Below are 26,777 nucleotides of genomic sequence, written 5' to 3'. Positions count from 1 at the left end.
GTCGTACGTCACGTTCATGTTCGCCATGACAAAACTCCTCGTTCGTCGCCTCGGCCGGCCCCCTTGCCGGCCGCCCGTCGTCGAGCACGACCCTATCCGCCGCCGCGAGCAACGGTCGATGGGCAGACCTCCCCAAGCCGACCCCTCAGCCCGCGTCCTCCACGCCCTCGCCGAGCCGGCGCTCACGCTGCCTGCGCAGCTCCGTCAGGCGCCGCGACCGCTGCTCGGCGGTCAGCTCACCGACCCCGCCGTCCGGCAGGGGCCCCACCGGTCCGGAGAGACGCGCGCGGAACGCCCGGACGCCCAGCACCGCCGACGTCGCCAGCAGCACGACGGCGAGGAGACCCGCCACCAGATGCACGGCGCCGGACACCCCCGGGACCAGGGCGGTGATCGCCGCCGGCCAGGCCAACCCGGCCGGGAGCATCGCCAGGACGGTCCGGCCGTCCACGCTCCAGCCGGCGGCGTAGAACCGCATGACGGCGTCCGTGAACGGGGTGGCGCGCACCGGCTGCAGGGAGAGGGCGACCCGACCCACGGTGGGTGGGCCCAGGCTGCTGCCCCATACCGCGGTGGACGTGCGCGACAACCGTTCGCCGCGGTAGTCGCTCCGCAGCGCCCGCACCGCATAGGTGAAGGACAGCACCGCGAGCGGCCACGACGCCGTCAGGACGTACCAGCCGCCCGCACCGATCGCCAGGGCGAGGACCGGCAGGCCGACGACCACCAGCCCGAGGACTCCGAGCGGGGTCGTCAAGCGGTCCTCGACCCCCGCCACGAGCCCTTCGGAGTCGACGAAGGCCAGGTACGGGACCGACCCCACCAGGAGCAGGACCGCGAGCAGCCAGATCGTCGTCCAGACGAGCCCCACCAGCAGGTACCCCAGCGGCCGCAGCACCAGGGCCGCCCGGCCGGGTGGTTCCGCACCACCGCCGGCCGCCGTCCCCGCCGCGCCGTTGCTGCTCTCCGGCATGTTCGTCCCCGTCCGCACGCTCGGGCCATGGTCGTGGCGCCCTCGACGCCTGCCGGAACCCTAGACCACGGGAACGCACCGACGTCGTCCCACCACGTGGCACGATGGCGTAGGTCCGCGCCCACGGCCAAGGAGCCGCCGGGCGGGCGGACGACGCAAGATGTTGACCTGCAGGCCTCGACACAGGAGCAGACGGATGGCGAACAAGAAGGACACCGATGCCCGGGCCGGCCAGGCCATGCGGCCGGCGAGCTACGCTCTCGGCGCTGCCGTGGTGATCTGCGTGCTCGGGGTCGTCGCCAACGTCGCCGCACCGAGCGCCTTCGCGGCGGTCGGCGGCTGGGTCACGGTCGTCGTGGTCCTGCTCCTCGTGTCCGTCTGGGCCGGCCTGTCGATGGTCCGGCGGACGAACCAGAACGTGGCCCGCATGGAGGACGACTCCAGCACCGGGGCCTGACCCACAGGAGCCTGACCTCCGCGGACCGCGCGGCCCGTCGTCAGGCGGACGCGCGGTCGCCCTCGTCGTCGTCCAGGAACTCGATGGAGTCCACGATCTCGTCGAACAGCACGGCGAACGGCTCCGCCGAGGGGATGTCGGAGACGTTGACGCGGACGAAGAGCATCCGGGACGGATCCTTCGGGTGCGGCATGTGGTACTCGAGCCGCATCGTGAGCACCTGGACGGCCTCGTCGCCGTCACCGGCGCGGCCCTGCGTCATCTCGACGACACGGGCGGCCGGCCGGCCGTTGCGCTGCACCGCGACCTCGCCGTCCGGGTACGCGGCGCGCAGCGCGCCCTCGTCGTCGCCCTCCGCGAGGAACGGGAGCGCCGCGGCGGGCCACTCGTCGTCCGTCATGAGCAGCGCCGCAGGGAACGGGACGCCCGGAGCGATCTCCAGCGACATCAGGTACGTGTGCACACCAGCGCCCACGGCCTCGCGGGCCGTGGCGATGAGCTCCTCGACCGCCTGGCGGCGCATGCGTGCCAGCTGGTCCGCGGTGCCGACCTGCCGTCGCACGAGCTTCTTGATGAACGCCGTCGCCCGCTCGGCGGAGTCCAGCGGGATGCTGACCCATGTACCGGGCACGATCACCCGCACCTCACCGCCGAGAACCTTCAGCTCCGGGGATGCGCCCTGCGTCATGCCGTCTCCGTCTCCACCGAGAGCCCCTCGAGCAGCTCGAGCATCTCCTGCGGCATGTCCTCGAACGTCCCCACGCTGCGTGCCACCGCCGTCACCTCGACCATGTCGCGGGAGCCGGCGGGGAAGACCCCGAGCACGACCCGCTCCTCGAGCGTGCCGCTGCCGTCCTCGCCGAGCTCACCGAAGTGGGTGATCATCGCGTGCAGCCCGGTGACGTCCCCCGCCGCGACGGTGCCGTCGAACCGGCCCGCGAACGCGTAGTCGTGCTCGTCCGACTCCTCCACGGCCGCGGCGAGCCCGGCGGTGAACTCGTCCGCGGCCAGGTCCTGCTGCGCCGTGACGGTCACCATGGCGTCCACGACGCCGAGCTCCGGGCGACGGACGAGCACCGCCGTCACCAGGCCGGGGATCCCCGTCTCCGCGACCGCACGGGCCACGTCCTCCAGCTGCCGGGCGATCTCGTCCGCGAGCTCGTCGGGCGCGACGTCGTGACCGCCCGAGGTGCCGACGTCGGCGACCAGGGCCGCCGCCGTCGACCGCGCCCACTCCGGGACCGACTCCGGCGCCTCGGTCGGCACCGCCCACCACGAGTCGGGCAGCCGGAGCTCGAACCCGGCGATCTGCCGGCTCACCAGGAGCCCGCTACGTAGCCGTCGTTGCCGAACACGTCCTGCACGGCCGTCACGCCCTTGTCGACGTTGACGGGCAGGCCCGTGATCTTGCCCCAGCTGCCCCCGGCGCCGCTGGTCGCGAGGGAGTTGCCGCCCTCGTACGAGCCCCAGCCGTCGCCGCCGCCGATCGCGCTCCCGAGCTTGGCCGCGTTGTTCGCGAGGTTCGCCGTCTGGTTGAACACGGCACCGACGGTCGCGATGGCCTGCGCGCTGCTCGTCACGCTGTCGATGCGCAGCCCGGTCTGGTTGAAGTGGCCGATCATGTCCACGACGTCGTCGTTGCCCATCGCGAAGCGGGCCGCGCCGTCCTTGTACGGCAGCGGGAACTGCGAGCCCCGCCACGACGTGAAGGCGTTCTTGTACAGCCCGTTCCGGACCATCCCGGCGACGGCCTTGTCCCCCGCCGTCCGCACGAACGGCGACTTGAGCACCTCGGTGACGCGCTGGCCCCTGGTCAGCGCGAAGGTCTTGCGCGAGCTCTTGAGCACGGCGGTGCCGAACTTCGCCTTCGCCGCCCCGTTGCTCATGCGCGACGCGGTCTGGACGACCGAGCGGGCCTTCGCGTACTTCGCGACCGAGCTGATCGCCTTGCCGCCGAACAGGCCCATCACCCCGAGGCCCACGCCGAGCAGCATCGCCCCGAAGCCGATCTCGCCCCGCGCGAACTTCACGATGTTCTCGACGATGGAGAGGATCGCGCCGATCGCCGCGAGCACCATGAGGATCTGGCCCAGGACCGGGACCCAGGAGAGGAAGATCGCCAGGATCCCCGCGATGTCGCAGATCACCTTGAAGACCTTGTAGATGCCCTTGGCGACGTTCTTGACCTTGTCCCAGGTGCTGTCCTCGAGGCCGTGGACCTTGTCGCCCGACACGACCTCCTCGATCTTCGACATCGCCGTGCCGGCCGCGCTGTTCTTGTCGCCGTGGCCGCTGTTCCAGTACGACTCCTGGACGGCGATGTCCTGCTCCAGGCCGGACACCGTGGCGTTCGCGCCCGAGGCCGCGCGGGTGGCGTCGTCCTTGTCGGCCTGGCTCGCGCTGTCGGGGAGGTCGTCCATCTGGCTCTCCGCGTTCCGCGCGACGGCGCGGGCGTCCTCGAGCTCCGACCGGAGGGTCCGCAGCTTCTCCGCTGCCGGGTCGGCCTCGTTCTTCGCGCCGCGCAGCGCCGCCCCGTAGGTGCTCAGCGCCTCCCCGGTGAAGGAGTAGCGGTCACGGGCCTTCTCGATGTCCTCGCGCACCTCCCCCGCGAGCTTGCGGGTCGCCTCCATGGACTTCGCGGTCGTGGTGGTGTCGTCGACGATCTGCTGGAGCGTGCCGACCGAGCGCGTGATCGCCTCGGCCAGCTCCGTGTACGTCCGGCCCTTGGCCTCGACGACGCTCGCCTCGCCGTCGAGCTCCTGCCACTGCGTGTCACTCATCGTGGTGCCAACCCCTACTTCTTCCCGGCCGACTCTTCGAGGGCCTTCGCCAGCTCCGTGTCGATCTCGGTGAACGTGTCCGCGATCTGGGTGATGATGTCCGACAGCTTCTTGACGTTCTCGAGCATCTCGCCGCGCTTGATCTCCCACTTGTCGGCGAAGTCGTTGACGCGGTCGCGCAGGCCGTCGTGCCCCGTCGCGTCGGCGGCCGACCGCGCGTTCGCGTCGGCGTTCTCCAGCTCGTCGGTGATCGCCTTCAGGTCTTCCTTGAGCGTCGTCAGCTGGTCCATGTCGATCGACAGGTCGTACCCGGCCACGCCTCCCCCTTCGTCTCGCCCCCACGTGGCGTCTTGCCGCCAGGCAGCACGCTAGCCCAGCGGGTCCGTCACGGTCGATGGGGAGACCTCCCCATCGGCCGGGACCCTCAGTCGTCCAGCACCAGCGGCAGCTGGACCCGGGTGTGCTTCCCGCGCGCGATCCAGGCACCGCGCCCCACCGGGAACTCGCCCTTGGCCGCACGGGGCAGCGAGGTCTTGAGGATCGTGTCTCCGTCGAGGTTCTCGGGTTGCAGGAGGAGCCCGCGGCGGCCGTTCTTGACCTCGCCGAGCAGCGGCCAGGTGGCGCCCCAGCCGGCGGTCTCGGCCTCGGCCACCAGCAGGTGGTCGCTGCCGCGCACCGCCTTGGTCAGGTCCTGGATCGGCTTGTCCGCCGGCGACTGCAGGTACTCGTTGATGCCCTCGATGACGACGACGATGCCCGGTTCGACGTCGTCGTCCCGGACGGCGTCGAGCAGGTTCGTGGCGAGCGCCTTGACGTTCTCGACCCCGGTCACCACCTCCTTCCAGGGCAGCTTGTCGGCGATCGCCGACCGCCCCTGCGCGAACAGGTACAGCCGCGCATCGGGGTTCGCCCGCAGGACCGACCGCGCGATCGCGACGAGCGCGTTGCTGCGCCCCGACCCGGGCGGTCCGGCCACCACCATCGTCCCGGCCGGCTCGAAGCCCACCGGTCCCAGCGTGATGCCGTCCAGGCCCAGGACCGGCTGCCCGTCCACCCGGGGTGGCAGCTCGTCCGCCCCGTACTCGGTGGGCAGCACCCGGACCTGCGGGGCCGGCCGCACCCCGGCCTCGAGCATGGACCGGCCGAGCCGTTCCGTGGCCGCCGCCTGCGCCGAGACCGACGTCGTCCCACCGATGACCGCCACCTGCACCTCGAGACCGTCGAGCAGCGCACGCCCGTTCGGGGAGTCCGTGGTGATGACGTCGCGGGGCGCGTTGAACGCCAGGTACCCGTCGTCCGTCATCCGCAGCAGCAGGTTGCGCTGGACCATGGAGCGCACGTAGGTCGGCACCGCGCCGGAGCGGTCGGCCGTGAACACCGCGTGCATGCCGAGCGCACGGCCGTCGTTGAGGATGTCGCGGAACACGTCGAACCACTCCGCCCGGCCGGCGCCGACCTCGAAGTCGTCCCGGAATCCGGGGAACCCGTCGACCAGCAGCAGGATGCGCGGCACGTCGGCCCGCCCGGTGAGCTGGCGGTACTCCGTGATGCTCGACGCCGACACCGCGGCGAACTCCTCGCCGCGCCGCTGCAGCTCCCCGCGCAGCATCCGCAGGACGGCGACCACCCGCTCCACGTCGTCGCCCTTGGCGATCCCGCCCACGTGCGGCAGGGACGACAACATCCGCAGCGCGCCCGCGGCGAAGTCCAACCCGTACACGTGCACCGGTCCGCCGCGCGGGGTGATGCCCGCCGCGGCGGCGATCGTACGCAGCGCGGTGCTCTTGCCCGCGCCGCCCGTGCCGTACACGCCGAGATGCCCGTCGGAGTCGGGCTCGAAGTACACCGGCCGCTGCGCCTGCTGCTCCGGGATGTCGGCGACACCGATCAGCAGCTCGGTGTCGGTGCGCTGGTGCAGCCTGGTGAGGTCGTAGGCGTCGGCCATCGAGTCGAGCCACGGCCGCCGCGGCAGCGGCAGCCGTGCCGCGCCGAACGCCGCGGTGATCTGTGCGACGAGCCGCTGCTGGTCGTTGGGGCCGAGGTCGACGTCGTCGTCCACGCCCGCCGACGGGTCGACCGGCTCGTCCCAGCGCTCCTCGCGGCCGAAGTGCAGCCCCGCCACCTCGATCGCCGCCCGCTCCGGCTCCCGCGTGCTCCAGGCACCGGCGTAGCCGGACTGGAACGCCTGCAACCGGCCGGGGCCGGTCTTGACGACGCCGCGCCCCGGGATCGCCGGGTCGATGTGCGCGGCGTCCTTGATGTCGACGACGTCGCTGGAGTCCGACTCGTCGGCCATCCGCAGGGCCACCCGCAGGTTCGTGTTCGCGCGCAGGTTGTCCTTGATGACGCCGGCCGGCCTCTGCGTGGCCATGATGAGGTGGATGCCGAGCGACCGGCCGCGCTGGGCGACGTCGACGACGCCGTCGACGAACTCGGGCACGTCGCCCACGAGCGCGGCGAACTCGTCGATGACGATGACGAGCGCAGGCGGCGTCTCGGGGTCGCCCCGCTTCTCCAGCTCGAGCAGGTCCTTGACCTTCTTGCGGTTGAAGAGGTGCTCGCGGTGGTGCAGCTCCGCCCGCAGCGACGTGAGCGCGCGCAGGACCAGGTGCTGGCTGAGGTCGGTGACGAGGCCGACGCAGTGCGGCAGCTGCACGCAGTCGGCGAACGCCGACCCGCCCTTGTAGTCCACGAAGAGGAACGTGACCCGGTCCGGGCTGTACTCGGCGGCCATCGCGAGCACCCACGCCTGGAGGAACTCCGACTTGCCCGCACCGGTGGTGCCGCCCACGAGGGCGTGCGGACCCTGGGTGCGCAGGTCCAGGTGCTGCGGGTCGAGCCCGGCCGAGCCGACGATCGCCCGCAGCGAGCCGGCCCGCTTGCGGGGCACCGCCTGCGTGCGGTCGTACATCGACAGGTTCTGCCGCCAGCGCTCGACCACGGCCCCCGGGTCCTCGAACAGGTCGTGACCGAGCAGCCCGGGCAGGGTGACCGAGCGCGGCAGGTCGGACGAGTCCTCCACGATGGCGCCGGCGTCGAACACCGGCGCCAGGCGCCGGCCGTACTCGAGGGCGGTGGTGGGGTCCACCTCCTCCAGCTCCACGTCGTCGACCCACCGGCCGAGCCGCACCATCCCCACGCGCGGCCCGTCCTCGCCCAGGTCGACGAACGTGCGGCAGGCCGCCGGCATCGCGGCGGCGTCGGCCGAGATCCACAGGGGGAACACGCCGGCGTCCGGCCCGTTCTCGGCGAGCTGCACGAGCCGGGCACGCTCGACGTCGATGTCGTCGCTGATGACCACCACCACCGCGGGCACCGGCGACTTCGTCCCCGCCTCGACCGTCTTCTCGCCGACGTCGGCGCCACGCTCGAGCGCGGCCTCGCCGTCGTCGATCGCGCCACGGCGCTGGGCGCCCCGTCGAGCCTTGAGACGGGTGGTGACGAGCTCTTCCAGCTCGGCGACGAGACGCGCCGCGCCGCTCGCCGAGTCGGCGAGGTGATGGCCCTCGACCGGGCTCTGCGGCGACGACGTGTGCGGGATCCACGTGAGCCACTGCAGGGACCGGGTCCACACCGGGCTGACGACGGCCGTGACCACCAGCTCGGACGGCGAGTGCAGCCCGGTGAGCTGCATGAGGGCCGCGTTGAGGCTGCCCGCCACGCGGGCGGGCGGACCGGCGAAGCCGAGCGCACCGGCGTCGTACAGGTTCTCCACCACCGGGACGCCCGCGACGTTCTCGTAGCGGTCGACCACGGCGTCCAGGCGCTCCTGGTACTCCTTGAGCAGCGCGCCCTTCGGCGCCTCCTTGACGGTGTTGCGCGACGGCATCGTCCCGATGCCGAACCGGACGTTGAGGAAGCTCCAGTGCTCGGGACGGCGCGTCCAGAGCATCGGCCCGTGGCGCATCGCCTCGGCGAACACGTGCGGCGTCGCGGGGGCCTCGCGCAGCCGCACGGAGCGCTCGGTCTCCTCCTCGGCGGCCAGCGCGTCGCGCAGCCCGTCCAGCCGCTCCTCGAAGCGGGCGATGTCGCGCTCCCGGCGTCGGCGCTCCTGGCGGCCGCGGGTGACGTAGTTGCCGACCAGCATGATCGGCGACAACGCGATGAACATGATCCCGATCGCCCCGCGGCCCATCGCCAGCATGAACCCGCCCATGAGCATCGGCGCGAGCATCGCGAGCCACGGGAAGTCGCGCGGCTCGGTCTCCGTGGGCACCTCGGGCGACTCGAACTCCTTGCCCTTGTACCGCGCCTCGACGCGCGGCGAGCGGGTGAAGGGCACCGGCCCGGCCTTCGGCGCGACCCCGGTCAGCGTGCGCGGCTGGCGCCGCTCGATCGTCATCGTCGTGTCGCCCACGACGACGCGCTGGCTGCCCTCGACCCGCAGGCGCTGCACGTGGTCGCCGTCGACCAGCACGCCGTTGGCCGACCCGAGGTCGACCACGTCGACGACGTCGCTGACGTCGAGGCGCAGGTGGCGCTTGGACACCAGCGGGTCGCTCAGGACGACGTCGCAGTCGGCCGCGCGGCCGAGCACCCAGCTGCCCTCCGGCAGGTCGATGCTGCTGCCGTCGGCGAACCCGAGGGAGGCCCGCACGTCGCGCGCACCCGGGTAGTCGAAGCCCGGCCGGTCCAGGTCGACGACGGCGACCTCCGCCCCGGAGCCGATCCACGCCTCGCCCAGCGCGGCGTCGGCGGGCAGGCGCATCGGCCGGTCCTGACCCGGCAGGCGGGCCTCCAGGGTGCGTGGCCGGCCGTCCGTGCCGCCGGGGGCACCGGACGCGGCGACCCGCGCACCGGCCGGATCGACCCGGGCCACGGTCGACGCCACCTCGCCGATGGTCGCGCCCGCGTCGGCGGTGATGACGACGTCGTCGTGCGTGGTGTCGGGGCGCCGGAGCGTCACCTTGACGCGCATCGTTCTCCTCGGGTCTCGGGGGTGGTCAGGGCGTCAGGGGCGCCGGGTCAGCAGCGCGGCCACGGCGGTCACGACCGCGCCGACCAGGGCGCTGACCGCGACGACCGTCCAGTTGGTCGCGTCCGTCAGCTCACGGCCCAGCGCACGGTAGAAGTCCGCGGGGCGACCGGTGCCGGCTCCGTCGGCGAGGACCCCGGCGGTCAGCATGACGACGAAGGCGATCGCGGCGGCGCCCATCGCGACGACGAGGGCGAGCTGCCACCACGTCGGGCGGGCACGGCGTCGCTGAGTCATTCGTCCTCCGCCCCGACGTCCAGCAGCGGCAGGTCGTCGGCGCTCACGAGGCGGGAGGCCACCGCGTACTCGACGAGCCGCGCACGCCGGTTCGTGGCCAGCCCGTTGCCGGCGCCGCCGCGCAGCCCCTTCACGCCGACCCGGTCCAGCTTCTCGCACACGTTGTCGAGCTTGCGGTTGAAGCGCGTCGTGGTCCAGCCGAGCCGGGCGGCGGCGTCCACCGACGACGGGATCTCGGACAGCCCGGTGCCGTCCCGCCGCAGCATCGGCTCGCAGAGCGCCACGACGAGCTGCCGCTGGCTCGTGGTGAAGGGGATCATCCCGATGGTGGTGGCGCCGCCGTCGGGCTCCTCGGTGCGGATCTCCGCGTACGGAGCAGGTTCCAGGCGTGCCAGCAGCTCGTAGGTGGTGGGGCCCGCCGTGAAGACGATCGAGGTGGACGGGAAGACGATGGGCAGGGAGTTGCCCGGGGAGAGCCACGACTGCACGCCGCCCGCGGCGTCGCAGACCGTCACCGACAACCGCGCCCCGACGTTGCCGAGCCACCACAGGCCACCGGTGTGGGTGATCCGCAGGAATCGCCGGTGCAGGTAGGGGTTGTCGTCCAGCTCGATGTCACCCTCGCGACCGATCTCGAACGCGCTCTGCGGGTCGGGCCGGAACCACTCCCCGGCGAACTCCACGGCCAGCTCAGTCATCGACGCACTCCAGCTGCGACTGCACCGACATGGCGCCCGACCGGTTGATGACCACCTCGACGCACGTCTGGCCACCCTCCACCCGCGGCACCCGCACCTCGGTCTCCTCGGTCGACTGGTAGCGGGTCTCCGCGCCGATCTCGGGCACGCGCCAGCCGTAGACGTCGCCGTCCTGCGGCTCGGGGTTGGTCCACGTGAACACCACCTCGTCACCGTCCACCGTGCCCTCCAGCTCGGTGACGCCGGGCACGAGCCCCCCCAGGTTGTCGGCGGGACCACCGGGCTCGTCGACGGCCTCGGTCGCGGCCGTCTCCGGCACCGCGTCGTCCTCGGCGGACGCGTCCGGCTGGAGCGCGACGACGAGACCGACGACGGCCGCCACGGCCACGAGGCCCGCGACCACCAGGGCCGCCACGACCCCGCGGCGCCCCGTACCGGATCGCTCCCCCGGACCCGACGGTGCCCCGTCCGACGGTGCCGGAGCCGGGGCCGGGGTCGACGCCGTCGCCATGGACCGGTGGACGGTGTCGCCGAAGTCGTCGGCGGGCTCGGCGCCGCCCGGTGTTGCGCGGTGGACGGCGGGCGACCCGGCGCTCGCCGCCGTCGCCGGGGAGGCCGGAGAGGATCCCGAGCGAGCCCCCGACGCCGGGACGCCCGCGGCCGGTCCCCGCGGGTCGACCGAGACGACCTCGCGCAGGCGGGTGCCGACGTCGTCCTCGTCCGCCGAGCCGTCGGCGTCGTCCCCGCCGGCGTTCTCGTGCACGACCCCGCGGTCGTCGAGCAGGTCGATCGGGGTGACCGCGAAGGACAGCTCCGTCTGCACGGCCTGCAGGGCGCGCGCGAACGCGAGCGCCGTCGGGTAGCGCGACCCCGGGCTCTTGGACATGGCCGTGCCGAGCACCCGCTCCAGGGAGGCCGGCACGTCCGTACGTCCGGTGGGGCGCACGGGCGCCGACTCGATCCGGGCCACGAGGTCCGCGCTGGAGTTGGGGCCGCCGGGCACCTCGAACGGGGTGCGGGACGCGAGCAGCGAGTAGGTCGTGGCGGCCAGCCCCCACACGTCCGTGCCGACGCCGGTGCCGGGCGGGTCCGCGAACGACTCCGGCGGCGACCACGGGATGGACATGCCCTCGGCGCGCCCGGCGTCGTCGAGGGTCGACGAGATGCCGAAGTCGGTCAGGGCGGGGTGCCCGTACTCGGTCACGAGGATGTTCGCCGGCTTGATGTCGCGGTGCAGGATGCCGGCGCGGTGCGCCGTCTCCACCGCGCCGGAGATCTGCACGGCGATCCGCAGCACGTCCGGCACGCTCAGCCGCTCGCTGCGGTAGCGCGCCCCCAGGTTGGGCCGCGAGCAGTACTCCATCGCGAGGAAGGGCCGGCCGTCCGCCGCGACGTCGGCCTCGTACATCGTGACGATCGACGGGTGCGTCGACAGCGTCGCCATGAGGTCGGCCTCGGCGTCGAACGCCTCGCGCTGCCCCTCCCCGGTCCACTCGTGCAGGAGGACCTTCATCGCCACCCGGCGGCGCGGCCGCCGCTGCTGGTAGAGGAAGACGTCGGAGAACCCGCCGGACCCGATGAGGGAGACGTAGTCGAAGCCGTCGATCTCGGGCGGCGGGGAGGGCGGGCGCTTGCTGCTCACTCAGAGGATCCCTTCGAACGTCAGCGTGACCCCGTCGCCGAGGTCGACGACGTCGCTCGCGACGACCAGGACCGGCTCGCCGGGGTGCAGGCGCAGCGGTGGCTGCCCGGACCGCAGGAGGGTGGTGCCGTTGGTGGTGCTCATGTCGCTGACCAGCACGTGCCAGCCCTCGAGCCGCACCTCCAGATGGGACCGGGAGATGTCCTGCTGCGGGCTGGGGACGGTCACGAGCCGGGGCAGGTCGTCGCTCGCGGCGCGCGGCGAGCGGGGCCGGCGTCCGACCACGACCGGCCGGTCCAGGGCCACCCGAGGTCCGCCGGACACGGCCATGACGCCCAGCGAGGGCCGAGGCACCTGCCGCGCCTCGCCCACGAGGGCCTGTCCGCAGGTGGCGCAGTGGTCCCGTTGCGGCGGGTTGGGGTGGCCCGCGCCGCACGAGCGGGCCAGGATCGCGGGACGCCCGGGCAGCGGCGCGGACGCGAACGACGGACCGGGCAGCACGGCCGGGTCCGGTACGCCGGCAGCCACGACGTGCTCGACGGCGGGGTCGGCCGAGGTCACCGGGTCGGCGAGGGTCTCGCCGGCGACCGCCCGGAGATCGGCGATGGCCGAGGACATCACGGTGCTGCCGTCGATCTCGTCCTCGGGTGCCGGCCTGCCGGGCTCGGCGGTGCTCGGCTCGGCGGTGCTCGGCTCGGTGGTGCCGGTCTCGGTGGTGCCAGTCCCGACGGTGCCCGGCTCGGCGGTGCCCGGCGAGGGCGACGCTGGTTCCTCCGGACCGTCCTCGTCCTCGTCGTCCTCCTCGGGGGGACGGACGGCTGCGGCCTCCACGCCACGCATGACGGTGGAGCCCCACAGGTGCCCGAAGCCCGTCGTCTCCTCCACCGGAGGTTCCCCGGCCGAGGGTTCCTCGGCAGGGCTCGAGCCCGTGTCATCGGACTCCGGCACGGGCTCGGGCTCGGCGCCCGCTCCCGGGGCGAGACCGACCGGCGCGAAGGTGGCCTCCGGCACGATCGTGGCGTCCGAGGCATCTGAGGCGCCTGTGGCGACCGGGGCCGGGGCGACCGGGGCATCGGTGACCGGGACAGGGTCGACGTCGTCGAGCTCCCACGGGTCGGGTGCCGGATCGGCCCGGCGCGGGGCCGCCGCCGCCACGGCGTCCTGCGTGAGCCGGACGCCCACCGACGCGACGAGGACCACCCCGGAGGTCAGCGGCAGCGCCCGGACGTCCACCAGGTCGGCGTCGGGCTCGGTGGTACCCACCTGCACCGCGAGGTCGACGACGTCGTCGAACGTGCGCTCGGCCCACGTGGTCACGCCGTCACCGGAGACGTGGTCACGGCCGTCCGCCCGGGCCACCGTCACCGAGGCCGCGCCGCGGGCCGCGACCTGCACCCGCCGGCCGTCCGCCACGGCGAGGGCGAACGGCGGCAAGGAGGCCAGGCTCGCCCCGAAGGCGCCGGTGAGCACCTCGAGCACGGGCACGACGCCGCCTCCGTGCTCCAGGACGCCCCACAGCTCGGCCACCAGCTCGGGCGTCACCTTCTCGGGGAGCACCACCACGGTGCCGCCGCGCACGACGGCGTACGCCGGGCCGATCACGTAGCGTGCCGTCACGTCAGTGCCCCTCTCCACGGCGACCGCCGGGGCACCGTGTCCTCTTCGTCCTGGTGGTCGGCGTGCCCGTCCCGCGGGGCAGTGCTCTCCAGGGCCTCCGTCAGCCCGCTCGCGTCGACCACGACGACCGTGATGTTATCCCGGCCACCCGCCTCCAGCGCCTCGCGCACCAGCCTGTCGGCCGCAGCCTGCGGGTCCGCCTCCACGAGGAGGACCAGGGCGATCCGGGCGTCGGAGAGCTCGCCGGTCAGCCCGTCCGAGCACACCAGGAGCCGGTCCCCGGCGTGCACGGGCAGGAACCAGAAGTCCGCGTCCGGGATCTCGGGCGCGCCCAGCGCGCGGGTGACGACGTGCCGGCGCGGGTGGGTCTGCGCCTCGACGCGCGTGATGCTGCCGGCGTCGACGAGCTCCTGCACCTCGGAGTGGTCCACGCTGACCTGCTCCAGCTCGCCGTCGGCCAACCGGTAGGTCCGCGAGTCGCCGAGGTTGACGACCAGCCAGTAGGGCTCCCCGCCCTGGGCCGTGAGCGCGACCCCCGTCAGGGTGGTGCCCGCGCCCCGACCGGGCGCCGTCTCGATGCGGCGCACGGCGTCGTGGGCGGTCCGCACGCGGCAGCGCACGTCGTCGACCCCCACGACCTCCGCGGTGACGAGCGGCCGCAGCGCCTCGACGGCCGCCGCGCTCGCCACCTCGCCGGCCTCGTGCCCGCCCATGCCGTCGGCCACGAAGAACACCGAGCCGCCCGCGAGGTACGAGTCCTCGTTGAGCCGACGCCGGGCACCGCGGTGCGTCGCGGCGCCCCACAGCAACCCGATGCTCGCCAGGTCGCTCATGCCCCGCCGTCCGACCCGATCACCGTCAGACGGCGCTCGCCGGCCTGGACGACCCAGCCCGCGGTGACCGTCACGGGCTCGCCGGCGACGAGCTCGCGCACCGACCCGTCCGGGGCGATCGCGGCGCTGCCGTTGGTGCTCGCGAGGTCCGTGACCCGCAGCCCGTCCGTCGTCGGGACCAGCTCCAGGTGTGTCTTGGACACCGAGCGCGTGGCGTCCTCCACGCGCAGCAGCGTGGCGGCGGGACCGGCGTCCTGCTGCGGGTTCCTGCCCACGAGCGCCCGCGTGGTCACGTGCACCCGCCGGTCCGGCCCGATCTCCACGACCATGCGCGGCGGCACCGTCGCGGATCCCTCGCTGCGCCGCGACGAGACGCTGAACCGGGTGGCCTCGAGGTCGTCGTCGAGCGGGGCGTCGACGGGACCGACCGCGTCCGCCGGGTACTGCGCCGGTGCCGGGGCCGGGGCCGGGGCTGAGGCTGGGGCCGGTGACTGCTCCGCCGGCGTCTGCTGCGGTGCTGGCTGCGGTGCCGACTCAGGTGCCGGCGACACGCCGGGGACGCCGGTGATGACCCCGCCCGACAGGTCTCGCTGCGCGGCGGCCGGGAAGGACCACGGGTCGGTCCCCACGGCTCCCCGGGGAGCGGCCGACGCTGCCGAGGTCGGCGAGGGCTCGGCGGGCCGGTCGGCCGGCGGCGGAGCGGTGGCGGACGCGCTCTCCGAGGCCGGGGCCGCCGTCGCCGGGGCGAAGCTGCGCGGCGGGACACCGCGGACGTCCCGCACCAGCGCACGGGCGGCCTTGTCGTGCCAGCCCTGGCGCCGACCGCTCCCGTCGAAGGTGGGCGAGACGAGCACCAGCACCGTGCCGACCAGGGGCAGCACGCCGCACAGCGCCAGGACGAGCCAGCGCAGCAGGCCGCGACCGACGCCGACGGGGCCCTCCCCGTCGACCGCGACGGTGCGGACACCCAGGAGGGCGTTGCCGGGGGTCCGGCCGGTCAGGCCGTCGGCCAGCGCGAGGCCGACCCAGCCGAGGAGACCGACCAGACCGACGACCCCGTACACCACGCCGAGGGCGGCCAGCAGCTCGCTCGTCGCCGCCTCGAGCCCCAGCGCCGTCGTCGCGGCGCCGAGCGCGGCGTAACGGTCCGGCACGCCCGTCGCCAGCGCCACGAGCACGGCGACGACACCGGCGACCAGCGAGACCGCCGTCACGTCGAGCACGTAGGCGCCGGCTCGCCGGCCCACCCCGGCCAGCGGCGGGCCGGCCTGCGCGGCCGCGCCCGCACGAAGCATGCCCGCCACGCCGTGGCGGGTGCTCTCCCGCAGCTCCGGCTCCGTCGTCGCCTCGAGCCGTGTGCTCATGGCGCCGGGCGCCCGGTGCGGGGTCGCCACGGTCGGCGTCCCGCACACCGTGCAGAACGCTCCGCTCTGCTCGGCCGCCCCGCAGGCGGTGCACGTCGTCGTCATCGATCCTCCCGCTGCTGCGCTCGTGCCTTCTGCCGGCGCGCGCGGGCCATCCTGTCACGCACCGACCGGACTCCTGCCGCGGCCGCACGCCCGACCGCCCGCGGGCCGGCCGCCAGGCCTCGCAGCAGGACGGTCCGCAGCGGCGGGGCGTCCGCTCCCCGTACCGAGCGGAGGGAGAATCGCCCCGCGACCCGACGACGCCAGGGCACCGCGTGCTGCATCTCGTGCACCAGCGCGTCGACCTCGGCCCAGTACCGGTCCACGTCGTCGTCCGTCGGTGTCTGGGCACCGAAGACGACGTGGTCGGCGCGGTGGGCGAGCCCCGTGGTGGCCGCGGCGCCGGACGGGACGCGCTCGGCGAGCAGGACGGCCCCCTCCCGCCGCGTCGCCGCGGGCGGGACCCCGGCACCGAGGTCCGTCGCGACGTCGAGCACCTCGCGCCACCCGCCGCTCACACGGTCGACGAGCACGGGGGCCGACCGGCGCCGACCTCGCCGGCGCGCCTTGTACGCCAGCACGAGCAGCAGCGGCAGCACGAGGATCGCGAGCGGGATCGCCACGGTCACGACGACGGCGGCGACCGCGCGCCAGTCGACGCCCTCGGAGTCCTCCTCGTCGTTGTCGTCGTCCTCGACGTCGCCGGCGTCGGCCCGCGGCGGTTCCTCCGGCGACTCGGGAGCCTCCAGGACCGGCGGCTTGGGCACCTGACGCGAGCGCGGCAGGGGCTCGACCTTGTTGTCCTCGTCGGGGATCACGTCGAACGGGACCCAGCCGTGGCCCTCGAACGGCACCTCCACCCAGGCGTGCACGTCCGCGCCGGTCACGACGTACGGCGTGCCGGGCGTCCACGTCTTCTCGTCCGGGTAGAAGCCCATCACCACGCGCGCCGGGATGCCGGCGCTGCGCGCCATGAGGGCGAGCGCCGTCGCGAACTGCTCGTCGTCGCCGACCATCTCGTCCTTGTCGAGCAGCTCGTCGATGCGCGCCGCGGAGTGCCCGGGGCGCGACGCCGGCTGGTTCTCCAGCCCGTTCGAGTAGACGCCCGTCGCCACGAGGGCGTCGCGGATGTTCGTCAGCCGCTCGAACGGCTCCGTCGCGTCCGCGGCGAACTGCTGGGCCTTGGCGGGCACCGCGTCGGCGACGTCCCGGGGGTCGGGCAGGTCGGTGTCCACGATCGGCGTCGAGGCGAGCGAGTCCTCGGACGGAACAGGGGTGACGACGGCGTCGAGCCGGTAGGAGTCGCCCGGGCGCAGCCCCGCGGTGACCAGCGCCGTCCCGGACGTGCCGTTGTAGTAGGTCGAGGCGGACAGCTCCTCGGCCCGGTCGCCGGAGAACTCGATGCCAGCCAGCTCGCCCAGGTCCGGGAGCCAGACGCCCGAGTAGCCCGTGACCGTGACGTCGACGGGGACCCGCTCGCCGTCGGCGACGGTGTCGATGACCTCGCCCGCCCGGCTGAACACCCCGGCCTCGCCCCCGCTGGACACGTCGTAGACGGTGCCCGCGTACGTGTCGAGGGTCGCGAGCCGCACCCGGCCGCCTTCCGGCATCCCGTCCACCGTGAACAGCGCCGTGTCGGCCAGCTCCTTGGTGTAGCTGCGGAACCCGACCAACGGGCTCGTGTACTGGTGCAGGTCCAGCGGCGGCGTGATGATCTCGCGCAGCACTGTTCGTTCGCCGGCGGAGATCTGGGGTGCGACGAGGACCGCGGCGACGCCGCCCAGCACGAGCATCGCCGCCCCTCCCCGGAGCCGCTGGGCGCGCAGACGCCGCGTCGCGCTCCGGCTCGCGTCCGACAGCAGCCGGTTGGCGCCCATGCGGCTCTCCGCGGCACGCCACGAGGCCCACAGCAGACCGACCACGGCGACGACCAGCCCCTGCACCAGGGGGAAGGCGGGCAGGATCGTGCCGAGCAGGGCCACACCGGCCAGCGCCACGACCACGGGGAGGACCGCCCACGCCGCGTGGCTCGCCCGCCAGGCGATCGTCCCGGCCAGGACCCCGGCGAGGAGCATCAGGAGGAACGGCACGACGGCGAGCTCGGGGAAGGACGACAGCGGCGGCACGGAGGTGACGAACTCCTTCCACCCCTGCACGGCGCCGAGCGCCAGCTCCTGCCAGGTGGCAGGGGTCGGCACGACGCCGGCCACCGTGCTCCCCGGGAGCGCGAGGGCCCCGCCCAGCAGGAAGTACGCCAGCACCGAGGCGAGCGCCGTGAGGACGACCGGCCAGCGCTGCCAGGCGGCGACCCACGCGACGATCAGCCCGACGCCGGCACCACCGAGCGCGGGCAGGAGATAGCCGTCGGTCCCCCAGGCGGGCCCGAAGCCCAGCGCGACCACGGCGAGCATCGCCGCCAGGGCGACGCCGTCGACGGCGCCCGCGGCGGTCAGCGCGCGCGGTCGCGCGCCGTCGTGGCCACGGGCCCGGGTCGTGGCGGCGCGCGCCTGCGTGCGCGACGTCCCGCCGGTGCTGCCGGTGCCCTCCTCGGGCCCGGTCCGCTCGTCAGTCATGCATCCTCCGCAGCGCGAGGGGGAGGTCGGAGAGCTCGCCGAGCGTCAGCACCTGCATGTCCGCGACCCGGCCGCGGCTCACCGTGCTGCCGGGCGCGCAGCGCAGCGCGACGAGCCGGGCGTCCACCGGCAACCGGACGGCCGCCGCCCGCAGGTCGGTGGGCGTCACCGTGCTGCCCACCACGACCGCGACGACGGAGGCGTCGGTCGACGTCCTCGAGGCGACGCGGGCGACCTCGGCCAGGCTGGTGCGGCCGGCGGCGAGCTCGAGACGGGTGAGGTCGTCCAGCAGGCGGGTGCGGTGGTCGCCGCGCACGCGGCCACGCTGCACCAGCACGGTCAGGCCGCCGTCCTCCCGGATGGCCTGGAGACCCAGGGAGCCGCACACCGAGACCGCGAGCTCGAACTCGTCGGGGTCGGCGTAGTCCTCCGCGCGGGTGGACAGGATGACCGCCAGACGCGACCGCCGGGTCTCCTCGAACTGGCGGACCATGAGCTGGCCCGTGCGCGCGGTCGACTTCCAGTGGATGTGCCGGCGGTCGTCCCCGGGCACGTAGTCGCGCAGGGCGTGGAACGACACGTCCGAGTCGGAGATGTCGGGGGTGACGCGGCCCTCGAGGTCGTGCAGCAGACCGGTCGACGAGCCGGACAGCGGCATCGTGCGGGGATGGACGAACAGCTCTTCCGGCTCCGTCCAGACCAGCTCGCGGCGCAGCAGCCCGAGCGGGTCGGCCCGCACCGAGCGCACGGGGCCCAGCGGGATGACGGCGCGCCGCTGCGTGGGCACGGCGAAGATCTCCTCGTGCTCCGCGTCGGGGCGCAGCCGCGGCACGGGGAACGTCGCGATGCCACGGCCGACCTGCAGCTCCATGACCGCGGGCAGCATGGGCCGGGCCGAGCCGTTGCGCACGACCAGCCGGCCCACCGCCCGGTCGCCGACGACGACGCGGCGCGAGGCCACGTCGAGCGTCACGTCGTACCGGAGGCGGCCGAGCACGAAGACCACCGCGCCCAGCAAGGCCACCGTCACGGTGACGGCGACGACGGCCCACTCCTGCCAGCGCAGGGCGAGACCGGCCCACCAGGCCGCGACGGTCAGGGCGAGGACGCACCAGCCGAGCGGCGAGACGACGCCCAGCACCGGCGCGCTGCGGGCCCGCACCAGTGCTGCACCCTCAGCGACCGCTCGCCCCACGGAGGCGGCTCGCGTCCGCAGGGCGGCGGATCCACCCCACCGGCGCCCCCGTCGCGGTTCCGGTGCCGCGGCGCCGGGGTCGCCGGCGCCCGAGGGCGCGTCGGGCGACGCGGTGGAGACCTCCGGCTCGGCGGTCGTGGTGCTGGTCATCGTGGCTCCGGGGACGGCAGAAGGGACGGTGGGGGCCGGCGCAAGCGGGGTCGCGCCGTGGAAGCGGCCGTCAGGCGGTCCGGCGCTCCTGCGGCGCGGCGACGTCGGCCAGCAGGCGGCTGATGGCGGCCTCCGCCGTCGCGCCGGCGAACTCGGCCTCCGGGTCGAGCACGATCCGGTGGCACCACACCGGACGCAGCAGGTCCTTGACGTCGTCGGGCAGCACGTAGTTGCGCCCGTGGGCCGCGGCCCACACCTTGACGCAGCGCACGAGGGCGAGGGCACCACGCACCGAGACGCCCACGTGGACGTCCGCGGCGTCCCGGGACTCCTCGGCCAGCCGCGAGACGTACTCGAGCACCGCGGGGTCGACGTGGACGGCCGCGGCCAGCGCGCTCATGTCCACCACGGCCTGACCGGTGATCACCGGTTGCAGGGCCGCGCTGCGGTCGCGCACCGCGGAGCCCGCCAGGATCTCGACCGTGGAGGTCAGGTCCGGGTAGCCGATCGAGGTCTTCATGAGGAACCGGTCGAGCTGCGCCTCGGGGAGCCGGTAGGTGCCCGCCTGCTCGATCGGGTTCTGGGTGGCGATCACCATGAACGGCGCGCCGACGTCGTGGCCGACGCCGTCGACGGTGACCTGCCCCTCCTCCATCACCTCGAGCAGCGCGGACTGCGTCTTGGGCGAGGCGCGGTTGATCTCGTCCGCCAGGACGATGTTGGCGAAGATCGGGCCCTTGTGGAAGTCGAAGGTGCCCGACTTCTGGTCGTAGATCGTCACGCCCGTGACGTCCGAGGGCAGCAGGTCCGGCGTGAACTGGATCCGGTGGTTGGTGCCCTGGACGCTCGCCGCCATGGCGCGCGCCAGCATCGTCTTGCCGGTGCCCGGGGCGTCCTCCAGCAGCAGGTGGCCGTCGGCCAGCATGCAGGTCAGCGCGAGGCGGATCTGGTCGTCCTTGCCGAGGACGGCCTGCGCGACGTTGCCGACGATGCGGTCGAACGTCTGGGCGAACCAGGCGGCCTGCTCGGGGGTCATGGTGCTCATCGGGAGGCTCTCCAGGTCGTCGTGCTCGGTGAGGTGCGCGGAGCGGTCGTGGGGTCCGTGGTCATCGCGGCCAGGCCCGCTTCTCGAAGGTCCAGTCCTTGCCGTCGACGGTCGCCCACACGTTGGCGCCGTTCATGATGCCGACGACGCAGTACAGGTCCGCATAGCCGCCGGGCCTGAGGTAGGCGGACTGGGTCGAGAAGTTGCTGGGCCCGTTGCGGTCGTTCCAGCAGCGGAAGCTGTAGGTCCCGGCCGGGACGTCGGCGTTGGCGTGGACCCGCACCCGCGTGCAGTTGTTCGTGTTGCAGCCATTCACCTTGTAGATCCGGCCCGAGTCCGACGTCCAGATCGTCGGGTTCGGCGGGGCGTCCGTCTTGCCGCTGGCCGACCGCCAGGCCGAACAGCCGGCGTCGTTGCAGGCGCGGGCCTGCAACGTGTACGACTTGCCGTAGCCACCGCTGACGCCGACGTTGCCGGTGCCCGTCCCGGACTTCCGCTCCGACCCGGACAGGCTCCAGGAGACCGTGCCGGACTGGCCGTTCCAGCTCCCCGGGCCGCTCACGTTGAACCGGCCGTCCGTCGCCGACGTCTGGGTCCAGCTCACGCTGGGAGCGCTGGGGGCGGAGAACGGCTTGACCGAGTTCGACGCCGGGCTCGGCTGCGAGGGGCCGCCGGCGTTGGTCGCCGTCACGGTGAAGGTGACGCTGGTGCCGTCCTTCAGCCCGGTGAAGGTCATGGTTCGACCGGAGGTCGTCCTGCTCGAACCGTCCGACCCCGTCACGGTGTAGCTGGTGACCGGCGACCCGTTGCCGTCCGCAGCGCCCCAGCTCACGACGGCATCGCCCTTCGAGATGGATGCCGTCGGCTTCGGCGGAGCGAGCGGGCGGCCGTACGGGATGACGGCCGCAGACTGCGGCCCCTGCTTCCCCCAGCCGGCCTTGTTCTTCGCTGTCACGGCGAACCGATAGGCGGACTTCGTCGCCAGGGCGTTGAACGAGTACGACGTCGCAGTCGTCTCGACGGTGTCGACCTTCGCCCCGTCCTTGAACACGTCCACGGAGTACTCCGACACGGCGTCGCCGTTCGCGAACGGCGCCTTCCACGTCACCTTCACCTGCCCGCCGAGCGGTGTGTCCACACGAGAAGCACTGGGAGCAGCCGGTGCGTCCGGCGGGCCGGCCGGGATCTCGGTCGCCGAGTACGCGCCCCAGTCGGACGGGTCCGGCGCCAGGTTCACGGCCTGCACGCGCACCTTGTAGGCGGTGCCGTTGGTCAGGCCCTCCCAGACGATCCGGTTCCCGGTCACGCCGACCTTCTGCGTCTCTCCCGAGGCCGGTGCCGGGGAGATCTCCAGGTTGACCGACTGGATCGGCGAACGGTCGGTGTAGTTCGCGTTCTCCCAGGTCACCGTGAGCGACTCGTCACCGAACTCCAGGCTCGGGGCGGCGGGCGGGTCCGGCTTCTCGTCCGGGCGGGCCTCGGCGGACGCGGGCGACGGGTCGGAGTCACCGACCTCGTTGGTCGCCACCACCTGGAAGGTGTACGTCACGTTGTTCGTCAGCCCGTCGAGCGTGCAGGTGGTCGTCGCACACTCGAAGGTGTCGCCCTGGTCCGACGTCACCGTGTATCCCGTGATCTCAGCACCGTTGTTCAGCGGCGGCGTCCAGGACAGCACGACGGTCTCGGAGCGCACCTCCTCCACGGTCGGGGTCGCCGGCGCCTCGGGCACACCGAGGACGTTGAGGGTCACGCGGCCCTCGACCTGCCGGTCGGGGTCCTTGGTGACGTCCTGCAGCCGGTAGACGACCACCATCGTGCCGACGAAGTCGGGCGCCGGGCTGACGATCACCTGGTCACCGTCGAGGACCGCTTCGCCGTCCCCCGTCTCGACGTTGGTCCCGACCAGCTCGAGGCCCTCCGGCTCGAACGGGTCCACGTCGTTCGCCAGCACGTCCACCGGCACGGCCACGCCCTGGTGCGCGTCGTCGACCGTGTCGGCGTTCGCCACGGCCAGGGGCCGGGAGGAGGCGACCACCTCGACGGCCAGCTCGCCGTCCACCGAGGGGTTCTCACCGTCGGTGACGGTGAACGGGATGCCGAACGTCGATCCCTTGCTGATCTCGGGCTCCGCCTGCAGCGTGACGACGCTTCCCGTCATGGTCGCCGACAGCCCCTCCGGCGTGCTGCCCAGGCTGAACGTCAGGTCGTCCCCGTCGGGGTCGCTGGCGTACCGCCCGAGGTCCACGGTGCTCTCCTCGCCCGCGGCCACCTGACCGGCAGGCGCGCCGGGCTCCGGCGGCAAGTTCTCCGGGGGCAGCACCGTGATCGGCACCTGGACCAGGGCGGTGCGGTCCTCCGGCTCGCCCTCCAGCCCGTCGGTGACCTGGACGCTCACCGACGCGGGCCCCACGTAGTCCTCGTTCGAGGTGTACGTCAGGTGCTGCGCGTCCTTGACGGTCACGCTGCCGGCCACGGCACTCGCGCTGTCCGCGTCGGCGATCTCGGGGGCGCCGCCCTCGGCGACCACGACGGCGTCGCGGAGGTCGACGTCGAGCGGCTCGCCCGACAGCACCTCGAGCGGCACGAAGTCCGGCTTGAGCCGTGGCGCGGGCCCCTCGGGCTGCTGCTCGGCGTCGTCCGCCAGTGCGTCGTAGGCCGGCGGCACCTGCAGGAACGCCTTGGCCGACAGACCGTCCTGGTCCGTCACGGTGTAGGTGAGCAGCTGGCGCTCGGCGGTGAGCTCCACGTCCACCACGCCGTCCTCGTCGACGGTGGCGGTCGACGCGTCGAGCGTCACGGTCAGCTCGCTCGCCGCACCGTCCGGGTCCTCGTCGTTGTCGAGGACCGGGACCGTCACGCTCGTCATGTCGGGCGTGACCTCGGCCGGCAGCACGATGTCGTCACGCGCGACCGGCGCGAGCAGCGGGGCGTCCTCGGTCACCTCGACCGACACCGAGCCCATCGCGCGGGCGCCCCAGGTGTCCTCCACCGCGTAGTAGAAGCTGACGGTGCCCTCGTCCCGCGGGGTCCGCAGCACGATGCGGTCCTGCTCGACCTCCGGGTCGAGCGGGGCCTCGGCCTCGATCCCGCCGGGCACGAGCCCGATCTGGTCGCCGTCCGGGTCGGAGTCGTTGCGCAGCGCGGGCACGGCGACCTGCCGGTCGGGACGCACGGTCATCACGTCGTCGGCGGCGACCGGCGGGTGGTTCTTGGCGCCGGGCAGCGAGATGCCGATGCGGACGGTGCCGGTCGCCGTCTCGCCGCGCGAGTCCTGCACCGCGTACGTCAGGGTGTCCTGGCCGCTGACGCCGTCGGTGGCCCGGAAGTCGATGTACCGACCGTCGACGATCTCGGCGATGCCGCGGGTGGGCGGCTTGACGACGTTGAGCAGCCGCACGGAGTCGCCGTCGGGGTCGATGCCGTCGAGCGGCACCTCGACCCGGACCGTGCCCCCGGACAGCACGCGCGCCTCGACGTCCCGCGGCACCGGCGCCGTGTTCTCCTCGCCGTCACGGATGTGGATCGTGACCTGGGCGGAGTCCTCCTGCCCGTTCGGGTCCTGGACCCGGTAGATCGCGTACGCCGTGCCGGCCTCGGCGCCGGCACGGAAGCGCAGCCGGCCCTCCGAGGCGAAGATCTCGCCCTGGCCGGGCTCGACGGTCTGCTCCAGCTCGTCGTCGAGGATCAGCTCGAGACCGTCGGGATGGGTGTCGTTGGCCAGCACCGGGATGTTGACGTAGTCGCCCGTGTGCACGGTGACCTCGTCGGGCGCCGCGTGCGGCGGCTGGAGCCGGTCGGGCGCCGGGATGGGCAGGATACGCACCTGACCCGTCGCCGTCTCCTCGCCGTTGGAGACCGTGTACCGCAGGGTGACGGCGTCGGAGATGCGCCGCGACTCGGTCACCCGCAGCATCTGGTGCCCCAGCACGGCGACGGTCACGCCGGCGTCGTCCGGCACGTCGACGGACTGCACCACGAGCACGCGGCCGGCCGGGTCGGAGTCGTTCGCCAGGACGTCCACCAGCGTGGAGCCGCCGGCGGGCAGCAGGGCCGTGTCCGCCACGACGACGGGCGGGCCACCTGCCTCGTCCGGGTCCTGCACGTCCACGCGCACCACGCCCGTGGTCGAGCCGGGACCGTCGCTGACCTGGTAGAGCACGTCGTAGGACTTCGGCTCGTTGGCCAGGAAGGTGAACGTGCCGGCGTCGTAGTTGGGGGTGATCTCGGCGGGTGCCGCCTCGCTCACGGACGCGAGCCGCAACGCGTCACCGTTCGGGTCGGAGTCGTTCTTCAGCGGCTCGATGGTCACGGGCTCCCCGGCGGACACCACGACGTGGTCGCCCACCGCCACGGGCGGCTCCTGGGAGTCGCCGAGCACGTCCACCCACAGCGTGCCCTCGACGACCTCGCCGCGGCCGTCACCGACCGTGAGGTTGACCTTCTTGCGCCCGGTCGCCGAACCGTCGTCCTGGAACTCCACCAGACCGTCCGGGTAGGCGCGCACCTCGTCGCCCTTGACCGTGGACGACGCCGTGGCGAGGTAGACGTCGTCGCCGTCGGCGTCGCGGAAGTACGGCAGCACCCGGATCTGGGCGGACTTGCCCTGCTGCACGCGCAGCACCGGTTCCCCGGTCTGCTCCGGTGCCGCGTTCTCGTCGTCGGGCACCACGCGGACCCGCACGGTCGCGGTGTCCGTGCCCCCGCGCCCGTCGCTGACGGTGTACTCGAAGGAGACCTGGCCGGTCGCGTCGTCGGGGACCACCGCCTGCAGCGCCTTGCCCCCCAGCACCTCCTGGATCTCCAGGCCGTCCGGCTGGTCGCCCTCCAAGGCGGCGGTGATGACGTCGCCGTCGGGGTCGAGGTCGTTGGACAGCACGTCCAGGACGGTCGCCCGGCCGGGCCGCACGCCGAACGAGTCGTCGTTCGCCTCCGGCGGGTCCTGGCGCTCCCGGTCGACGATCGTGTTGTCGACCAGCTCCGGGGTGTCGTCGTCGGCGTTGACGTCCTCGCCGTCCCCCTCGTCGGGGCGCTGGACGTCCCAGTCGTCGACCTTCTCGTACTCGTCGAGAGCCATCCAGACGGTGCCGGCCGACAGGTCGTTCAGCACCACGTTGTTCCGGTTGACCCGGTACTCGAGCTGCGTCTGCGGGTCGATGCCCTCGAGCACGCGGTCCAGGTCGCGGTCCGTACCCGGGCAGTCCCGGACGATCTGACCGCTGGCCGACCACGCCCCGTACAGGCAGCCGTCGAGCTGCACCGGGGCGGCCGGGACGCCGGAGGCGCGCCGCTCGGTCGCCGGGCCACCGTCCAGCGGCTGCTGCACCAGGCCGGCCGACGTCGCGTAGGCCACCGACTCCGCCGCCGCGCCCGGCTGCTGCAGGCGGGCTCCCTGCGCGTCCGCCACCGTGACGACGTCGCCGCCGGGGAGCCGCAACGCGCCGGACGTCCGGTCGAGGACGACGACGTCGTCACCCACCGCCGTCAGGACGACGTCGTGCGACTCCTCGAGGAGCTCCAGCTCGATGCTGGTGGGTTCCTCGCCGGGCGCCAGGGTCCACAGCCGGTCGGTCGTCGGGACCGCCGCGAGCACGGTGCCGTCCTGGGCGACCGCCACCTCGGCGGGCCCGCCCAGCTCCACCGTGGGGTCGGCCTCCTCCAGGTCCAGCGTGGCCAGCCGGTCGAAGGCCGTGACCCACATGTCGCCCGACTCGCCGTCGGTCACCGCCACGCGGCCACCGCCCGAGGCGACGCCGGCGCCGGCCGGGACGGCGGTGGTGGAGTGGTACTTGAGCCGGGCGACGTCCACGACGCTCGCGGCGCTGTTGCCCTCGTCCGGGACGAGGACATCGCCTGCCTGCTGGTCGACGTCGAAGTCCGCGCTGCCCGCGAGGAGGGTGCCGTCGATCGCCTGCGCCTCGGTGTTGAACCGGCCCACGAGCCCGGCCGACTGCTTCGTCACCCACACGCCGGAGTCGTCGAGGTCGACGTCGGCGGTCGCCTCGCCGTCGTAGAGGAACGCAGCGGCCGCGACGCCCCCGGACAGCACGACGACCACCGCCGTCGAGATGCTCGTCCGTCGGTCGCCGCGCAGGCGCGTGAGCAGACTCAAGATTCCCCCTGGTTCGTGATGACCGAGCGGAGATCCTGAGCAGGTCCCGGCGCTCTACAGGCATCGCCTGCACAGAATAGCCAGGTG

At 73.7% G+C, this 26,777-nt stretch carries 17 protein-coding genes; 1 reads left to right on the top strand and 16 read right to left on the bottom strand.

The annotated features are described in order from the left end of the window. Window positions 1-145: 145 nt before the first annotated feature. Window positions 146-973 (bottom strand): hypothetical protein, encoded by an 828-nt coding sequence (locus tag MWU57_RS13535; protein ID WP_246909714.1) that lies wholly within the window; start codon window positions 971-973, stop codon window positions 146-148. Window positions 974-1,169: 196 nt separating this feature from the next. Here MWU57_RS13535 and MWU57_RS13530 point away from each other — a divergent pair, with 196 nt between their 5' ends. Beyond that, window positions 1,170-1,430: a hypothetical protein gene (locus MWU57_RS13530; RefSeq protein WP_106265073.1), complete on the top strand. Its 261-nt coding sequence runs from the start codon at window positions 1,170-1,172 to the stop codon at window positions 1,428-1,430. A 40-nt stretch (window positions 1,431-1,470) separates the two neighbouring features. Here MWU57_RS13530 and MWU57_RS13525 read toward each other — a convergent pair whose 3' ends face one another. The 15 genes from MWU57_RS13525 to MWU57_RS13455 form a co-directional block, all read right to left on the bottom strand. Further along, window positions 1,471-2,118 carry a hypothetical protein gene (locus MWU57_RS13525; RefSeq protein ID WP_106265071.1) on the bottom strand — a complete coding sequence of 216 codons (648 nt, stop codon included), beginning with the start codon at window positions 2,116-2,118 and terminating at the stop codon, window positions 1,471-1,473. Next, a complete protein-coding gene (locus tag MWU57_RS13520; RefSeq protein ID WP_106265069.1) occupies window positions 2,115-2,750 on the bottom strand; it encodes a hypothetical protein in 636 nt (211 codons plus the stop codon). The genes MWU57_RS13525 and MWU57_RS13520 overlap by 4 nt, the downstream gene beginning before the upstream one ends. Beyond that, window positions 2,747-4,210 (bottom strand): hypothetical protein, encoded by a 1,464-nt coding sequence (locus MWU57_RS13515; protein WP_246909712.1) that lies wholly within the window; start codon window positions 4,208-4,210, stop codon window positions 2,747-2,749. The genes MWU57_RS13520 and MWU57_RS13515 overlap by 4 nt, the downstream gene beginning before the upstream one ends. A 14-nt stretch (window positions 4,211-4,224) precedes the next feature. Then, entirely contained in the window at window positions 4,225-4,527 is a 303-nt protein-coding gene (locus tag MWU57_RS13510) for a hypothetical protein (RefSeq protein ID WP_106265065.1), read from the bottom strand. 107 nt (window positions 4,528-4,634) lie between these two features. Further along, window positions 4,635-9,128 carry an FtsK/SpoIIIE domain-containing protein gene (locus MWU57_RS13505; RefSeq protein WP_246909710.1) on the bottom strand — a complete coding sequence of 1,498 codons (4,494 nt, stop codon included), beginning with the start codon at window positions 9,126-9,128 and terminating at the stop codon, window positions 4,635-4,637. 33 nt (window positions 9,129-9,161) lie between these two features. Continuing rightward, complete coding sequence (locus MWU57_RS13500; protein WP_246909708.1) at window positions 9,162-9,422, bottom strand: hypothetical protein; 261 nt, start codon at window positions 9,420-9,422, stop codon at window positions 9,162-9,164. Further along, the gene (locus MWU57_RS13495) at window positions 9,419-10,120 is read right to left on the bottom strand and encodes a hypothetical protein (RefSeq protein ID WP_106265059.1); all 702 of its coding nucleotides are present in this window, start codon (window positions 10,118-10,120) and stop codon (window positions 9,419-9,421) included. The genes MWU57_RS13500 and MWU57_RS13495 overlap by 4 nt, the downstream gene beginning before the upstream one ends. Next, window positions 10,113-11,762: a serine/threonine-protein kinase gene (locus MWU57_RS13490; protein ID WP_246909706.1), complete on the bottom strand. Its 1,650-nt coding sequence runs from the start codon at window positions 11,760-11,762 to the stop codon at window positions 10,113-10,115. The genes MWU57_RS13495 and MWU57_RS13490 overlap by 8 nt, the downstream gene beginning before the upstream one ends. Next, window positions 11,763-13,379, bottom strand: coding sequence for an FHA domain-containing protein (locus MWU57_RS18470; protein ID WP_246909704.1), 1,617 nt, complete (start codon window positions 13,377-13,379; stop codon window positions 11,763-11,765). Further along, a complete protein-coding gene (locus tag MWU57_RS13480) occupies window positions 13,376-14,212 on the bottom strand; it encodes a PP2C family serine/threonine-protein phosphatase (protein ID WP_106265053.1) in 837 nt (278 codons plus the stop codon). Before MWU57_RS13480 ends, MWU57_RS18470 begins: the two co-directional genes overlap by 4 nt. Next, on the bottom strand, window positions 14,209-15,681 hold the full coding sequence (locus MWU57_RS13475) for an RDD family protein (protein ID WP_246909701.1): 1,473 nt from the start codon (window positions 15,679-15,681) through the stop codon (window positions 14,209-14,211). Before MWU57_RS13475 ends, MWU57_RS13480 begins: the two co-directional genes overlap by 4 nt. Further along, entirely contained in the window at window positions 15,678-18,191 is a 2,514-nt protein-coding gene (locus tag MWU57_RS13470; protein WP_246909699.1) for a transglutaminase-like domain-containing protein, read from the bottom strand. The genes MWU57_RS13475 and MWU57_RS13470 overlap by 4 nt, the downstream gene beginning before the upstream one ends. Next, a complete protein-coding gene (locus tag MWU57_RS13465) occupies window positions 18,184-19,536 on the bottom strand; it encodes a DUF58 domain-containing protein (RefSeq protein ID WP_106265047.1) in 1,353 nt (450 codons plus the stop codon). The genes MWU57_RS13470 and MWU57_RS13465 overlap by 8 nt, the downstream gene beginning before the upstream one ends. A 70-nt stretch (window positions 19,537-19,606) precedes the next feature. Continuing rightward, entirely contained in the window at window positions 19,607-20,581 is a 975-nt protein-coding gene (locus MWU57_RS13460; RefSeq protein WP_106265046.1) for a MoxR family ATPase, read from the bottom strand. A 61-nt stretch (window positions 20,582-20,642) separates the two neighbouring features. Next, window positions 20,643-26,690, bottom strand: coding sequence for an Ig-like domain-containing protein (locus tag MWU57_RS13455; RefSeq protein WP_246909697.1), 6,048 nt, complete (start codon window positions 26,688-26,690; stop codon window positions 20,643-20,645). Window positions 26,691-26,777: the final 87 nt, after the last annotated feature.

It is taken from the genome of Isoptericola sp. S6320L, from assembly GCF_023015685.1.
GTDB classification, from domain to species: domain Bacteria; phylum Actinomycetota; class Actinomycetes; order Actinomycetales; family Cellulomonadaceae; genus Isoptericola; species Isoptericola halotolerans_A.
The sequence above is the reverse complement of the archived record's forward strand: the minus strand, read 5'-3'. Positions and strand labels throughout refer to the sequence as shown.

Bases quoted from the DNA above. Each gene is read 5' to 3' on its own strand.
- MWU57_RS13525 (WP_106265071.1), bottom strand. From the start codon at position 2,118: ATGACGCAGGGCGCATCCCCGGAGCTGAAGGTTCTCGGCGGTGAGGTG.
- MWU57_RS13475 (WP_246909701.1), bottom strand. From the start codon at position 15,681: ATGACGACGACGTGCACCGCCTGCGGGGCGGCCGAGCAGAGCGGAGCG.
- MWU57_RS13500 (WP_246909708.1), bottom strand. From the start codon at position 9,422: ATGACTCAGCGACGCCGTGCCCGCCCGACGTGGTGGCAGCTCGCCCTC.
- MWU57_RS13460 (WP_106265046.1), bottom strand. From the start codon at position 20,581: ATGAGCACCATGACCCCCGAGCAGGCCGCCTGGTTCGCCCAGACGTTC.
- MWU57_RS13515 (WP_246909712.1), bottom strand. From the start codon at position 4,210: ATGAGTGACACGCAGTGGCAGGAGCTCGACGGCGAGGCGAGCGTCGTC.
- MWU57_RS13495 (WP_106265059.1), bottom strand. From the start codon at position 10,120: ATGACTGAGCTGGCCGTGGAGTTCGCCGGGGAGTGGTTCCGGCCCGAC.
- MWU57_RS13465 (WP_106265047.1), bottom strand. From the start codon at position 19,536: ATGACCAGCACCACGACCGCCGAGCCGGAGGTCTCCACCGCGTCGCCC.
- MWU57_RS13480 (WP_106265053.1), bottom strand. From the start codon at position 14,212: ATGAGCGACCTGGCGAGCATCGGGTTGCTGTGGGGCGCCGCGACGCAC.
- MWU57_RS13530 (WP_106265073.1), top strand. From the start codon at position 1,170: ATGGCGAACAAGAAGGACACCGATGCCCGGGCCGGCCAGGCCATGCGG.
- MWU57_RS13535 (WP_246909714.1), bottom strand. From the start codon at position 973: ATGCCGGAGAGCAGCAACGGCGCGGCGGGGACGGCGGCCGGCGGTGGT.
- MWU57_RS13505 (WP_246909710.1), bottom strand. From the start codon at position 9,128: ATGCGCGTCAAGGTGACGCTCCGGCGCCCCGACACCACGCACGACGAC.
- MWU57_RS13470 (WP_246909699.1), bottom strand. From the start codon at position 18,191: ATGACTGACGAGCGGACCGGGCCCGAGGAGGGCACCGGCAGCACCGGC.